This is a genomic window from Pseudoalteromonas sp. SG45-1, from assembly GCF_014164135.1.
Taxonomy (GTDB): domain Bacteria; phylum Pseudomonadota; class Gammaproteobacteria; order Enterobacterales; family Alteromonadaceae; genus Pseudoalteromonas; species Pseudoalteromonas distincta.
The window spans coordinates 1-15,180 of record NZ_JACJEP010000043.1 but is presented as its reverse complement, the minus strand read 5'-3'; the positions used below and the strand labels follow the sequence as shown (position 1 = coordinate 15,180).

Below are 15,180 nucleotides of genomic sequence, written 5' to 3'. Positions count from 1 at the left end.
GGCTATTATTGCCTGTATAAGAAAGCTTATAGTAATCATAAATTCTATGGTGAGGGATGGTGTCATGTGGGATCCTAAAATGGTTTTAAATTAGGAATTGACACCATAGTCACTTGTTATGTTTATTTTAACTAAAGTAAGGAGAAAAATATGGAGGATATAGACTTTCTACCTCTACTACCCCTTATAGTGTTTATGTTGTACTCACTTTTCGGGAACTAAGTGCCGAACTTTACCTATGAGAGATGTATATACCCACAACAAACAGAAAGGACTGCTTAATATAAAGCCTACTACTTCTGGATTATCTATTATTTCTTGGTTATGAGGTGTAAGACTATGAATAGTAAGAGTACCAGTCAAATGAAAACCAAGTGTAATAATAATAAGAGCAGAGATACCTGTGTTTATTTTAGCTGTAAAAGTTAGAAGTTTAGTAACTGACTCTGAGTACTGGCTATAGTTATTGTACGCAAATTTTATAAGGTAGATGGATATGGTAGAAACCAAGGTGATAATAAGTATAGTAGTATTACTCACAAGTTAATTCCTTTTAAGAGTGATTGACAGAAGGTCGTAACACATACAGCTAGCGCTGTATAAACATAGACATAATGACTCCCACACGGTGTTAGCCTCCGCTTTTCGTGGGTTAGCTTAATTCAAAGCCAGAGCCATAATTAGTTTGTCAATTAACTAAACAGCAGAGGCTAACATGAATAAACATAGCATACTTTTTATCGGTCTTGATACACATAAAGAATTCAATGAAGTCGCCTATATTGAAGAACATAGAGGTGCGAAACCCGTTCATCTTGGCCGAGTTTCGTCTTCCAAAGTGGCCGTTCAAAAGCTTGTTCGTCAGTTTGAATCCAAATACCCTGGCGCAACACTTCATTTTGTTTATGAAGCTGGCCCATGTGGTTATTGGATTTACAGATTAATTACCAGTCTCGGCCATTGCTGTTATGTGGTTGCACCCTCTCTTATTCCCAAAAAGCCAGGTGAGAAGATTAAAACCGATAAACGTGATGCCCTTAAGCTCGCTAAATTACTTAAATCTGAAGATTTAACACCTATTTATGTTCCCGAGCCTGAAGATGAAGCCGTACGTGATTTATCTCGCGCACGCGAAGTGGCAATGAAGGATTTAAAAGATGCTAAATATCAATTAAAGGCACTGCTGCTTCGCAATAATATTAATTACAGAGGCACTGCAAATTGGTCACAAAAACATTTACGTTGGCTCACTGAGCTTGTGTTGCCACATCCCGCGCAGCACATCGTCTTACAAGAGTTTTTACACACAATTAATGAACGAATAAGCCGACTTGAACGGCTAGACAATGAACTAACACACCATGTTCACCAGTGGCGTTATTATCCTGTAGTAAAAGCAATACAAGCTATGCGTGGCGTTCGTTTGTTGGTCGCCACCGGCGTTGTTGCTGATCTTGGCGATTTATCGCGCTTCGACCACCCCCGCAAATTAATGAGTTATCTTGGTCTTGTACCTAGTGAGCACTCGAGTGGTGGCAAACGCCATATTGGCGCCATCACAAAATGCGGAAACGGCCGAGCGAGGCGCCTTCTCGTTGAAGGCGCACACACTTATCGGTATGCGGCAAATATATCGACAGATATGCAAAAACGACAAGAAGGTTTACCAAAGGACATTATTGATATTGCGTGGAAAGCACAACTTAGGCTCTGCAAGCGCTATAAAAAAATGATAGCCAAAGGGAAACATTACAACCTGGTTGTCACCGCCATTGCTCGAGAAATGATTGCATACATATGGGCAATTGCAAAAGAAGTGGTGCTAACGCCAGTAAATACAAAACTTAGATTGGCAAGAGTACCTGCATGATAAACGAATTAGAGTTAATGCATAGGATCAAGCATCGGGAGTGGCACAACCACCGACGGCGTTAGGATGGCAATGTAGCTAACGCTTCATTGAACCACGAACATAGACTGAAGACAGGTGCCACGACGAAATAAGTAAGGTCTGCTCTGTTACTAGAAATAGTAATAACCAACGAATATCAGCAAGATAACCGACGACATTACTTGCTTCATCCTATGTATTAACTCGCTCTAATTCGAGCTAAAGTAATTATGGCTTAAAAAAGTTAGGCAGGGATCAGTGCGTTTAACTTGACAGTGGGAGTCATACCAACGCCCCAAGCAGGGGATTTTATGAGTGTTTTTCAGCGAGTAAAATTCCCGCTGACTTGGCTTGTTATAAGCCATTTGTATCAACCTTTTGCCCGCAATGAATACAGACAATGGAACCTGAAAACCAATGCCACACTACTTTGTCCCAACTGCCACTTGAAGCAGGATGAGGTGGTTTAAAACCTTGAATAGTTAAACATTTACTGCAATGAGGGCAGCGATTAAAGTACGCCAATATTACGTGACATAATGCAGCAATAAAGAAAGCTCCAAACAAATATACAAGAATTGCAGCTCTTGAGTTTGGATCAGCAAAAATCTTTAAATATGCCAAAGTGCTCAAAAGTGAAATTAGTAGCGCCCAAGTAATAAAAACACTTAAGACATCTAGTTTCCCTAATGTCGATTTATTCACCAAACTTCCTTATGGCTTATAACGCCAAGCTCAATTGCACAGCGGTTGTAGTGAGTGTTGTGCAACAATGAGCGCAGCGAATGCACATAAACGAACGTAGACCGCTGTGTCAATTGGAGCGCCTTGTTATGTGAGCACCTTTAACTTGGCAAGAAGTTCAGTTAATACCTTTACACCCATAGTTTTTTCTACGAGCTCGTTCATTTCACCTTCAAGAAACTCTTGCCATGAAACCGATTTACTACCAGAGCCATGCGCGTAACGACCGTACGCAGATAATACAGTTTCATTATCTAGAATTGAGGCAATGTAGAGCTCTTTATCCGGCTCATCAATTTTCCACTCGTACAGTGGTTTCGGTTTTTCGTATGCCATTTCAAATATTCACATAACAATTTAGTCTACGACATTTGTCGTTTTACAAACCGACAAATGTCTTTATATTACAATGATTTTATCCTAGCTATAAAATAAACAACTGTAAACAGTTAGTTAGATTCGCCTTACCTTTTCTAAATGTAGCAAAACCCCAAAACGGTGGAGAGCAGTAATATCAGACAAATCGTTGTTTAGTTATACCCGTTGATTATTAATTAACAGGTTATATTTTAAATATCTGTGTTTAAACCAATAACGCGTACACTCTATAACCCTTAAACCTGTAACTCGTTATTACTTATAAAATTAGTTAAAAATCACAATCTACTTCTATTGAATCCTCTGTATTTTTAATTCATATTAAATATTCTTATTTCTCACTTATTATGCTGTTATGTCATTTTTAAAATTTAGCCATGCACTTATCCTCACACTTGCTAGTACCCTACCGCTTACAAGCCATGCTGCGCTTGATAAAAATGAGCGTGAAATAGTAAAACAGGTCGATAAAAATATTCCCCAAGCACTTAAAGAAATAGAGCAAGCCGTAAATATTAATAGCGGTTCGCTTAATATTGAAGGTGTAAAAAAAGTAGGCGCGCTGACAAGTGAACAGCTTAAAGTCATTGGTTTTAAAGTAGAATGGCTGGATGGCAGTGCGTTTAACCGCGCAGGTCATGTATTAGCAACCCATGAGAGTAATGACCCCGATGCAATAAAAATACTGATGATCGGCCATCTAGATACGGTATTTGCCAAAAACGATAACTTTACTACCTACAAACAGCTTGATGCCGATACAGCCAGTGGCCCAGGCGTTGTCGATATGAAAGGCGGTAACACGGTAATAATTACTGCACTTAAAAGCTTACAAGCCCTTAATTTACTCGAAAATGTAAGCATAAAAGTGTTACTGACTGGCGATGAAGAAAGCAGCGGTCGCCCGCTTAGCTTATCTAAACAAGCTATTGTTGATGCGGCAATTTGGGCTGACGTAGCGCTTGGCTATGAAAATGGCGATAACAATATAAAAACTGCTATGGCGGCGCGCCGTGGTTATACCGGCTGGACGCTAAACGTAACGGCAAATGCAGCGCATTCGTCACAAATATTTAGCGAAAACGTTGGATATGGCGCTATTTACGAAGCATCACGCATTTTAAATGATTTTAGAGAGCAACTTGCCACGCAACCTAATTTAACGTTTAACCCGGGGCTTATTGTGGGCGGTACCAATGCCGACTACGACAGTGCTAATTCGTCAGCAACTGCATTTGGTAAAAGTAATGTAATAGCACAAACCGTGCATGTAGCAGGTGATTTACGCGCACTTTCGCCAAAGCAGGTAGAAAGCGCTAAAAGGGTTATGCTACAAATTGTGGCTAAAAACTTAGATGGCAGTAGAGCAGAGCTTATTTTTGAAGACGGTTACCCGCCAATGGCATTAACTGATGGCAATAAAAAGCTATTAGAATTATACAGCGACGCAAGCCACGACTTAGGCTTCAACAAAGTAGTAGCCGCCAATCCACGCAATGCAGGTGCGGCTGATATTTCGTTTGCGGCAAATCATGTTGATATGGCACTTGATGGTTTAGGTTTGATGGGCAGCGGCGCGCATACTAAAAACGAAACAGCCGATTTAACCAGCCTTGATAAAAACATTAAAAAAACTGCATTACTCATTTATAGATTAGGAAAACTGTAATAGTAAATGTATTTTAAACATGAGCGTAGGCCAAATAATAACCGTCCTACGCTTGTACTAACTTTTAAGACATTATTTTAAACAATAATTCTCGCACTGTGGCCGGTTCAAACGGTTTATCACAAATAGCATCAACTCCCGCTTGAGCAATATTAGCTAGGTGAGTGTCGTTTGCCTCTGAGCTCACCATTAAAATAGGAATATGTGAGTAGCTATTTGAGCTTCTAACGGCTTCTGTTAGTTCTCGCCCGTCCATTTCTGGCATATTGTAGTCGGTTACAATTAAGTCAAACGATTGGTTGTTTAAGTGCTCAATAGCTTCTTTACCGTTTTCTGCTTCTATTGGTGCAGGTATTCCCATACCCGCAAGTACGCGTATTATGTGTTTACGCGCAAAGCGGCTATCATCTACAACCAGCACTCTTAGTAATGTTACGTCAAAATGATCAAGTTCTACTTCTTCTTCGCTTATAATATCTAAAGTTGCTTTAAGAGCGCGGGTAATGGCTTTTGCGCTAAAAGGCTTAGGCAAAATAGCAAGCACACCTGATTGGCGTAATTGCTCAAGGTATTTTTTATTACGCTCGCTCGATATAAGCATAAAAGGTTGATGCTCGGTGATAAGGTTTGATCTTATTTCTTGCAATAGTGAATCGGCTGTCCCGTCAGATAAATACATAGAGCTTATAACTAGATCAGGGTGATAACTTGCTAATAAGCTAAGCGCTTGTGTTTGTGTAGATGCAGTTTCAACTTGTTTTACACCACTTTCTAAAAGCGATTTTATTATTATTTTTTGCTGAACCTCTGAAGGCTCTACAAGTAAAAGGGACAAGTTTGCTATTGCAGTTAAGTCGCTCATTCAGATCTCTTTAGTATTGTTATAATCAGGATAATAATAACATTTTTGACTCGTTAATATTATATAAAGAGATTTTAATATTTAAGAAAACATTACCAACCCCTTTAAAATATAGCACTTATTAATTAGATTGAATGTAATCTAATGCATTCATTTTTTTATATGTGACGTTAGCGTGCAAAATATGTGCAGGTTCAGGGTCAACCACTTCAACAGGAATGTCGTAATTTCGGGCTATTTCAATTGCCATTTGCGTAATATTGACGCTAAACGAGGTGCCCATAAATACAATTTTATCGGCGTTGAGCATACGCTGTTGTGCTTGTGTTATTCTGTAAAGCTCGGTGTAGTATTCGTCAAATAATAAAACAAAGGGCTTAAATGAATGGTTTAGCTCAGGCGTTTGGTTTTGAATATTAAATAGCTCAAAAAGAGACTCTTGTAGGCGGCTTTCGTCTACACTATCCCACGGGGTGGCAAGTGGCGTGACTGGCTCACCTTGCTCATGAAATAAGGTCATTTGATCAAGCCTGCCGTGTATCGCTATGTAATTTTTGTTACCCGCTTTGCCATCAAGCCCATCTATGTTTTGAGTAATTAGGTTTTTGTCACTTAGCCAATGGTGTACGTCGTTTGGGCCATGGTTGCGATACGTTGCAAAGCGATGGTAATACCATGCTAAAAACTCTTTTGGGGCGTTTTGGTACATTGCGCGCGTTGCCATTTCCATAGGCGTATAATTTTTACTGCCAATGGTCCAATAACCATCCTCCCCTCTAAAGGTGGGAATACCACTGGCTGCGCTGACTCCCGCTCCTGTAATGTAAAGGGTGTTCACTTTTCAACCTCGTAACCGAGCACGTTAGCGCTTACTTGCTGATTATTATCTATGCCGCCAATTCGATATAAAACCCCACTGTGCTCAAGTAAGCCACGATGATCCATGCTCTTTACTTCAACTGGGGATAAAATCTGCCATTCGTTTTTTTTGATACTAAAGCGCCAAACATGGTCACTTGCTGGTGCAGGTTTGCCGTCGTAACCTATTGCGCTGTAGTTATATGGGTTATTAGAGCCTGCCATCATATAAATATTGCCATTATCGCTGGTGGCTGCCATTCGGTAGTGAGCAGTGCCTGTTGGATGTGGCAAGGTACGCCAATCTATTTTTTGTGGATTAGTTGAATCTATTGTGCCTTTTAAGCACTGTGCTAGACCTGCAAACGAGCGACGCGAATCAGGATTAGCTTGTGTTTTAACGCCATCACAAATAACAATGGTGTTATCACTAATAGCAGCGGCTTGGCCAAATACAGGCTCACCTAAAAATGGCGAGGCTTGTTGCCATGTATTATTTTGCGTGTCGTATACTTGTACTAAGTTTACGTTGCCGTCGTTATGCCAACCGCTAATTAGATAAATGTAACGCGCTTTGTAGCTCAGCGCTACGCTATCGTCTACGGGTACTGGCATGCTCGCAAGATGAGTGTAGGTATCTTTTATTACGTCGTACCTATATACGTCGGGGCTTGAAACTTCAGTATGATCCTCTGCTACCGTATAGCCGCCAAACACATAAGCGTACTCGCCTAAGCCGACTGCGGTGCTTGCTAAGCGCCCTTTTAATGGCAAGCTTGAAGGCACACCAGTTTTAGATTGCCACTGTGAATCGCCAACTTTAAGCGTCCACACTTTGTTATGCACTGACGAGTATTGTTTATCGCGCCCCAGCCCCATAAAGCTTAAAAAGTAGGGCTGATTTTTAACAATAACTTTAGCCACTGCATTATTTGCAACAGGCTCTGGTAAAGCGGGAAGGCTTGCTAACGCAAGAGAAAAAAGAAGGCTCATTAGGCAAATAATTTAATAAGAATTAATACGCTCAGATTAAATTATTTTAGCCTTGTGAGCCAGTATTGTTATATCTAAATAATCAAACGCTTTTGATTATTAACCATATTAGTAGGCAATACTAATATGCTGATTTACGTGCGCTGCATTTTGCGCTACATCAACCATTGCTGTTGCGTAATCAGTGACCGAAACTTTGCTTTCGCCTGCATCATTAGTAAAAAATGTATTACTGCCTATACGGTAATTGCCTTCATTATCACCCAGACATAACTTGTGCAGTTTATTTATCAAGGAACTACCTACAAACTGCTGTAAGAGCATTTATAGATTTTTAACGCAGCGCTGGAAAACCGCTATTAAAAATGTGGCGGTAAGTAATGTATTGTAGTTAAGGGCGTTGTGAAGATGAGCTGTCTAAGGTGGTAGTTCAGCATAATTTTTTAAGGTAAATAGGTTACGTTATCTAAGCCTTGCTGTTTATTTTTGTACATAGCTTGATCAGCATATTTTATAAGTTCGTGATCTGTTTGGCCGTGCTCTGGGTAGTTTGCAATGCCAATACTGGGGGAAATATTTAGTAGTACGTCATCTAACTTAAAGACAGCTTTAAACTCAGTGAGGACTTTATTTTTTATTCTGACGGTTTCGTGGCTAGAACTTAAATTATCTAAAATAATTAAAAATTCGTCTCCACCTAAACGCCCTACTGTGTCGTAATGCCTAACCGACGCTGAAAGCCTTTTTGCTATAGCACATAAAAGCTTATCGCCAGTTTCGTGTCCGTGGGTGTCGTTTACTGCTTTAAAGCCATTTATGTCTATAAACAGTAAAGAAAAAAATGTGTTGTTTGTAGTTGCACTAATAATTACTTTTTCTAATCGCTCCATCAATAAAGAGCGATTAGGCAAACCAGTTAACACATCGTGCAGAGCCATGTAATGGAGCTGCTCTTCCATTACTTTTCGCTCAGTTATATCGTGCGCAACTGCAATTCTTACTTGATGTTGCTCTGACCAACGAACAGACCATAATATATGGACTACTTGACCATCTTTTCTCATCCAGCGGTTTTCGAAGCGAGGGTTTACCGTTTCGCCAGACAATAGCGAAGTTACGGCATTATGCGTTTTGTAATGATCACCTTCGTAAACATAGTTAATCATTTTTTTGCCTACAACTTCGTCGGCCGTATAACCAAAAATTTGCTCAAATGCTGCGCTTACAAAAACAAATGTGCCTTGTTTATCTACCACACAAACGGCATCAAGCATTAAATCGAGTACTTCTTCTACATTAATTAATTCATTTTTTATCATACTTTGGTGCCTTCAAAGCAAAACCAAGCAAATTTAAGTATTCTATATAGCTTTAACAAAAGCAAAGATAATTAAACCACAATCGCAGATAACATAGGGCTAGGTATAAATTGTGCCCATATAATTAATATTGCTTTGAGAAGCATGACACGAAAAAGTTAAGATTAAATATTTAATAACCGTAAATACTTTGAAGTTATTCTGAAATAGACTAAATTTTAAGTTGTATATAAATATATAACTATCAGCTATTTACATTTTACTGACTCTTTAATAAATATACTTATAAAGTTCATTTAACTATATTTTTACAGTTCAATTGGGCGAAATTAGACCTTTTAACTACTACAAAATTAGTTACCTTGATTTAATCTCATTTATGCTTTTACACTGTTAATGTATGTTAATACTGTGTGAAATCACATGTATTACAAAAACAAAGACTGTTTTTGATTTTTTGATTGCGCAGGAGACTTTTGGATGAAAATATCACAACGTTTGTTTTGGCCATTACTTTTTGTTTGCCCTCTCTTAACGGCCGAGCCGTTTGAAGATGAAGACCTCGATCTTGATGCTTTAATGGGCATGGATGTACAAGCAACTTCTGCGATGAAAAGAGCACAATCAGCATTTGATACCGCTTCATCTATTTATATATTAAGAAAAGAACAAATTACTAACTCTGGTGCTACATCAGTACCTGAAGCACTGAAAATGGTGCCTGGTTTAATTGTACGTCAGCTCGATAACAATCAATGGGCTATTTCATCAAGAGGTATTGCCTCTCGATTTTCTAGCAAACTATTGGTTATGATTGACGGACAAAGCTTATATACCCCAAAATTTGCTGCAGTTTATTGGGAAACACTCAACGTTCCTTTGTATGACATTGAGCGCATTGAAGTAATACGCGGACAAGGCGGATTACTTTGGGGTAGTAACGCAAATAATGGCGTGATTAATATCATTACTAAAAACAGTATTGATACTCGCGGTGGATACGCAAACGTAACAACTGGTAATCAAATAAATGTTGATGCAAATCTTCGTTACGGTGGTGATATAAGTAACATAGGCAGCTACCGTGTGTATGGTCATGTAAAAGATGCGAATGAATCAAAAAAAGGGATCTTACTCGCACCTAACGATACAACTAAACAAAATTCTTTAGGTTTTCGGGCTGACTTTACCCCTAATGATGAGTGGTCTGCGCTACTTCAGGGGGACGTTACTCACTCAACACTTGGTCAAAACTACCGAGGTGTTATAGATGAAACCAACGAAAACATTTCATTCTCAGATGATTTAAAGCGAACAGACTCACGCATAATGCACGCCTTGAAAACAGAGTGTCGCCCGATGCCAATCAAATGCTACAAATTTCTTGGCTGAAACAAAATGGTTCCCAAGATTATATTAAAGAAGATTTTGAATCGATAGATATTGATTATCAAATGAACTTCATATACCAATCTCTACAGCTAGATTGGGGATTAAACTACCGGTATAACTCTATCTCTTTCGCAGAAAGTGTATTTTTAAATAGCGATAAAAACTTTGATAACCTCAAACAATTTGGTGCACTTGTTCAAGCTCAATATAATGTGGCGCCTGATACACTCGATTTTATTATTGGTACTAAGCTTGATCATAACGATTTAACTGGCTGGGAAAATCAACCGTCAGCAAGGCTTATATACAAGCCAGTAGATAACCACCTTACTTGGGGTGCTATATCGCGAAGTGTACGTACACCAACATTGATTGAATTTAACGACAACTTTAAAGTTAATGGTACAGAAATTAAAGATCTTACCGGTTTAAGCTCTGGCTTTGGACAAATAGACGACTATCGAATTGCAACCTATCTAAATGGTAACGACAAAGTTAAATCAGAAAACTATCTATCTTATGAATTAGGCTACCGTTTTACTGCTAACGATTGGTCATTGGATCTTTCTACTTATTATACCGATGCTAATAACGTAGCGGTTATTGATATGAATACCCATGCTGAACAATTCACTCCTATACTTGAATTATTTCTAGCAGGGAGAATCCCAGAAGTATTTCAAGCACTAACAATGACTCGCATAGATTTAGACTTTGCATCTGTAGCAGACACGACCACTAAAGGCTTCGACCTAGTTGTATCGTGGCAACCAGTTGATAATCTCAATACTGAGTTTGGTTATAGTTACACCGATTATAGCTACGATTTACCTCCTCGAGTAGAGCCCGCAATCGGCTATGACTCTAAAAACAAGCAGTTATTTGCAAAAGCCGATTATTCTTTTTTAAACAACCATAATGTGTTTGCGACATTGCGCGCAATAAACTCAAATGCATATAACACTGATAATTACACAACGTTAGATATTAGTTGGAATTGGCAAGCAACACCTGTGTGGTCTACTGCAATTTCGGGTAAAAACCTCTTTGCAGGTTCACATATTGAGTACAATAATACGCGCGAAACCTATACATTACCAAACTATATTGATGAATGTATTACGTTTACAGTTTCAGCAAGTTTCTAAGTTAATTAGATGATTAAATTAAGAAATTTAATTCACAGTAGCTTAATAACGTTGACACTTTTTAGTGCCAGCGTTGGCGCTGTTGAAAAAGAATACATGCTAAAAGCAGGCTTCTTATATAACTTTGCACGTTTTGGACACTGGGATTATCATTTAGGATCTCTTAATGAATTTATTATTTGTAGCCCTGATAAATACTTTATTGATGCGGCTAACAACGCTTTAAAAAATCGCACTATAAAAAACTTACCTCTATACAATAAATTAATCACTCTGGATGAAGTAACAACCTCGGCGTGTAACATGCTATTTATTACCTCTGATACATTTATCGAATGGCAAAACATAACACCTTTAGAGCTGAAAAACGTTATGCTAATTGGTGAAACAGACACATTTATTGAAAATGGCGGTCATATCAGGTTTTTTCTTTCCAGTGGTAAAATTCGCTTTGAAATTGCTCCGAAGCAGCTTAAAGATGCAGGCATTACTATGAGCTCAAAAGTGCTACGCCTTGCCCGCGTTGTAGATAGGTAGTGCAATGAAAAAACTATTTGCATTAAATACGATGAGCAAAAAATTACTATTTATCTTAATGAGTGTTGCACTTGTATCAACCGCGACAGTAACCATTGTATTTAGTGCTTATGAAATAACCAGCGCTCAAGAGGAACAAATAGAAAGCTTGGGCTCTCTGTCAAAAATGCTTTCACCGAATATAACTACAGCACTTATGTTTGATGATATTGATGCAGTGCAAGAGCTTATAAACCCAATACTTATACGCTCAGATGTTATTAGTATAATGGTAACAAGTGTGACTGGTGAGCAACTTGTTATTGCGCAATCCAAAGATGAAGATATGGAGCAAAGTATTGAAGTGAGTACACCCCTTCAGCTCGATATGCATGATTACGGTATATTAAAAATACGCACTAACAACAGCTACATTCAAGACAGAATTACTTTTTACTTTAAATTTATAATGATTTTGATGGTATTCACCTTTGCCATCAGCCTAATTTTATCTCTTTTATTAAGGCGTCGCTTTTTAAACCCTATTTTATATTTAGCTCAAACAGCAAATAAAATAACCACATCACATGATTATAGCTTACGCGCTAAACAGCTATCACAAGATGAAGTAGGACAATTAACCTCTTGTTTTAATGCGATGTTATACAACATTGAGCAAAGAGAAAATTCATTAGAAAACCAAGTTAGACTGCGTACTAATGAACTTGAAAATGCGAATATTCAGTTGCAACAATATGCCTACCAAGATGGATTAACCGACTTACCGAACAGGCGTTATTTTTACGAAAAACTACAAAGCTTAGTAAGTATTAAGGGAATGAAGTTCGCCCTTATATTCATAGATTTGGATGGCTTTAAAGAAGTAAATGACAGCCTAGGTCACGACTACGGTGATTTACTCTTACACCAAGTAGCAACAAGACTACAAAGTTGTATAACGACTAAAGATACAGTCGCACGTTTGGGTGGTGACGAATTTACATTGATTTTAGAGGGTGTAAATAGCCCGGATGAAGCATCAAAAATTGCCGAAGCTATAAAAAATAGCTTAATGCAGAGTATTAAAATAAAAAAAGAAACAGTGTATGTTACAGCAAGCATAGGTTTAACGTTTTTTCCTGCTGATGGCTTAACAGTAGAAGAGCTCGTTAAACGTGCTGATCAAGCGATGTACTTGTCTAAAAATAAAGGTCGGAATCGCTACGAGTTTTTCTCCTATGCTATTGAAGAAAAAGCCATAGAAAAACGTCGCCTAATAGAAGAAATACGAATAGCAATCACTCATAATCAATTTGAATTATTTTACCAACCTATATTTTCAATTGACGGGAAATCAGTACCAAAAGCTGAAGCCCTAATTCGTTGGAATCACCCTGAACGAGGCCTAATAGGGCCAAATGAGTTTATACCAGTTGCTGAAAAAAACGGATTAATAAACGATATCGGCCAATGGGTAAAATCTCAAGCAATTCAAGATACCGTCCAATTCAATGTTTTAAGTGAAAAGACAATTCAAGTCAGTGTAAATACATCACCTCTTGAAATTGACCGCGCTGGTTGCTGGGTGGATGAATGGATTGTTGCAAGTAAAAAGTACCAACTACCCGCAAACACCATTTTAATTGAAGTCACTGAAAATACTTTAATGGATCCCGACTCGTCAATACAACGACAATTAAAACGCTTAAGCACTATTAATATAGATATTGCGATTGACGACTTTGGTGTTGGTTATTCTTCTTTGGCGTATTTACAGCGCTTAGATATAGATATTTTAAAAATAGATCGCTCATTTATCAACGATATAGAATCAAACGATAATAGTATTGCTCTCGTGAAAGCTATTATCACTATGGCTCACAATCTAGACGTAATGGTGGTTGCTGAAGGAGTTGAGACACAAAAACAGTATGACCTATTAAAGCAGCTTGCTTGTGATTATATTCAAGGCTACATTTTTTCAAAGGCAATTACTAAACAAGAGTTTATGGAAAAGTATATAATACCGATCCGCAATAATACTTAATCATTTTACGGGGCTGAACGTGTCGCTACCTGTGTTAAAAAATTCTCATTTAGAACAACTACATAGCTAGTTTTTTGCCTAGCTATCAACACGTTTTTCCATCCTCAAAATAGCTCACTTAATTAAGCGAATTGGTATAAAACAAAAAGAAGTGATCTGATTTATGTCTATCGTGCTAGATTTTAGCAAGCCAACACAGAACACTTCTTTACTTTTGCCTTAAAAATCCATGTATTTAAAGCTAAATCCCAAGCTATAACCAGCGAGGGACTAGTTGTTTATACTCTTTATATTGTGCAGAAAAACGATGAGCTAAATGAGCCTCCTCAACTAATGTTTGTCTATATATAGCTGTAAAACCAATAACTAAACAGGTCAAACTAAATATACTAGGTAAGGCTAAAAAGAACCCCACCTGTGCAGCTACAACGCCTAAGTACATCGGATTCCTAGAGTATTCATATAATCCTGATGTTTTAAGTTCATGTGGTCCCTTAGGATCAATTCCTGAACGCCAAAGTGCTGCCATATGAAAATGTACAAACATCGTTAAAATAAAGCCTGCGGTCAATAATACATCGCCAAATAATACGCCTGGCCAGCCATTGAGTATTGGGAATAGCCCAAGATAGCTATCTAACTCAGGTACAAACACTCTAATTACACATACAAACCAAATAGCAGCCCTGAAAAATTTAAAAACCATATGGTTCCACCAACTAGTACAAAATTTATCACCGGGATAAATAACGCCTGATGGTGTATTTCGATTTTTATAAATAATTCTAAATGTATAAAATCCGGCAACAAAAGTATAAAAAATAGCTAAGTAAACTCGGGTAAATTCAACTAGCGATGCAGAGTCATCTACAAATGTTTCATAAGGCATTTAAGTTACAGCTCACAATCATTATTGGTAGTAATTTTAAAACAACTAAGCCAATAGATTTAGTTATAAGATCATGAAATCATATTAGTATTCATTGCCCTCATAAACAAGCTAAGTCTGTGGTTAGTTAACGAGTTATAATCAACTAATCAAACTAATTTCCTAAACAACTGCTTACACAAACCGAAAACGTAAATTCGGTAGTTCACAATTTTATTTTTATACCAATTCGCTTAATTAAGTGATCTATTTTTCCGCCCTACTTGATGGTGTTGGTATGAGTGTATATTAATTGCGCACATTTCACTTTTCTGCAGGCGTAAAAAAGCCCGACTATTTCTAGTCGGGCTCTCTACAATTTGAAGCCTGGTAATGTCGTAGTGCCCACAGCGGTGGAGAGTCACATAGCAAATGCTACTTTATTGGCCGACTGAAATACTGAGAAGTTTTGTTGTGATTTTAACGTCGGGAGTC

At 38.0% G+C, this 15,180-nt stretch carries 12 protein-coding genes and 1 pseudogene; 5 read left to right on the top strand and 8 right to left on the bottom strand.

What is annotated here, in order from left to right; all coding sequences use genetic code 11:
* The first annotated feature begins 715 nt into the window (after nucleotides 1-715).
* Nucleotides 716-1,870 (top strand): IS110 family transposase, encoded by a 1,155-nt coding sequence (locus H5117_RS19650; protein WP_182738953.1) that lies wholly within the window; start codon nucleotides 716-718, stop codon nucleotides 1,868-1,870.
* 375 nt (nucleotides 1,871-2,245) lie between these two features.
* On the opposite strand, the gene H5117_RS19645 is transcribed toward H5117_RS19650, so the two are convergent.
* Complete coding sequence (locus tag H5117_RS19645) at nucleotides 2,246-2,596, bottom strand: hypothetical protein (RefSeq protein WP_182738952.1); 351 nt, start codon at nucleotides 2,594-2,596, stop codon at nucleotides 2,246-2,248.
* Nucleotides 2,597-2,722: 126 nt separating this feature from the next.
* Complete coding sequence (locus H5117_RS19640; protein ID WP_182738951.1) at nucleotides 2,723-2,971, bottom strand: hypothetical protein; 249 nt, start codon at nucleotides 2,969-2,971, stop codon at nucleotides 2,723-2,725.
* A gap of 397 nt (nucleotides 2,972-3,368) precedes the next feature.
* Here H5117_RS19640 and H5117_RS19635 point away from each other — a divergent pair, with 397 nt between their 5' ends.
* The gene (locus H5117_RS19635; RefSeq protein WP_182738950.1) at nucleotides 3,369-4,682 is read left to right on the top strand and encodes a M20/M25/M40 family metallo-hydrolase; all 1,314 of its coding nucleotides are present in this window, start codon (nucleotides 3,369-3,371) and stop codon (nucleotides 4,680-4,682) included.
* Nucleotides 4,683-4,746: 64 nt separating this feature from the next.
* Here H5117_RS19635 and H5117_RS19630 read toward each other — a convergent pair whose 3' ends face one another.
* The 5 genes from H5117_RS19630 to H5117_RS19610 form a co-directional block, all read right to left on the bottom strand.
* Nucleotides 4,747-5,544: a response regulator gene (locus tag H5117_RS19630; RefSeq protein WP_182738949.1), complete on the bottom strand. Its 798-nt coding sequence runs from the start codon at nucleotides 5,542-5,544 to the stop codon at nucleotides 4,747-4,749.
* A 121-nt stretch (nucleotides 5,545-5,665) separates the two neighbouring features.
* A complete protein-coding gene (locus H5117_RS19625; protein ID WP_024597449.1) occupies nucleotides 5,666-6,382 on the bottom strand; it encodes a Sir2 family NAD-dependent protein deacetylase in 717 nt (238 codons plus the stop codon).
* Nucleotides 6,379-7,395: a kelch repeat-containing protein gene (locus H5117_RS19620; protein WP_182738948.1), complete on the bottom strand. Its 1,017-nt coding sequence runs from the start codon at nucleotides 7,393-7,395 to the stop codon at nucleotides 6,379-6,381. The genes H5117_RS19625 and H5117_RS19620 overlap by 4 nt, the downstream gene beginning before the upstream one ends.
* 108 nt (nucleotides 7,396-7,503) lie before the next feature.
* Nucleotides 7,504-7,689: an epimerase gene (locus tag H5117_RS19615; protein ID WP_024594980.1), complete on the bottom strand. Its 186-nt coding sequence runs from the start codon at nucleotides 7,687-7,689 to the stop codon at nucleotides 7,504-7,506.
* A 149-nt stretch (nucleotides 7,690-7,838) separates the two neighbouring features.
* Nucleotides 7,839-8,714, bottom strand: a complete 876-nt coding sequence (locus tag H5117_RS19610) for a diguanylate cyclase domain-containing protein (protein WP_182738947.1) — start codon at nucleotides 8,712-8,714, stop codon at nucleotides 7,839-7,841.
* Nucleotides 8,715-9,194: 480 nt separating this feature from the next.
* On the opposite strand from H5117_RS19610, the pseudogene H5117_RS20860 reads away from it, so the two are divergent.
* From H5117_RS20860 to H5117_RS19595, 3 genes and pseudogenes are all read left to right on the top strand, one after another.
* A pseudogene (locus tag H5117_RS20860) lies at nucleotides 9,195-11,254 on the top strand (TonB-dependent receptor plug domain-containing protein).
* Between the two features lie 9 nt (nucleotides 11,255-11,263).
* Nucleotides 11,264-11,791 (top strand): YfiR family protein, encoded by a 528-nt coding sequence (locus H5117_RS19600; RefSeq protein WP_182738946.1) that lies wholly within the window; start codon nucleotides 11,264-11,266, stop codon nucleotides 11,789-11,791.
* 4 nt (nucleotides 11,792-11,795) lie between these two features.
* The gene (locus H5117_RS19595) at nucleotides 11,796-13,817 is read left to right on the top strand and encodes a bifunctional diguanylate cyclase/phosphodiesterase (RefSeq protein ID WP_182738945.1); all 2,022 of its coding nucleotides are present in this window, start codon (nucleotides 11,796-11,798) and stop codon (nucleotides 13,815-13,817) included.
* 253 nt (nucleotides 13,818-14,070) lie between these two features.
* Here H5117_RS19595 and H5117_RS19590 read toward each other — a convergent pair whose 3' ends face one another.
* Complete coding sequence (locus H5117_RS19590) at nucleotides 14,071-14,706, bottom strand: isoprenylcysteine carboxylmethyltransferase family protein (RefSeq protein ID WP_024596130.1); 636 nt, start codon at nucleotides 14,704-14,706, stop codon at nucleotides 14,071-14,073.
* Nucleotides 14,707-15,180: the final 474 nt, after the last annotated feature.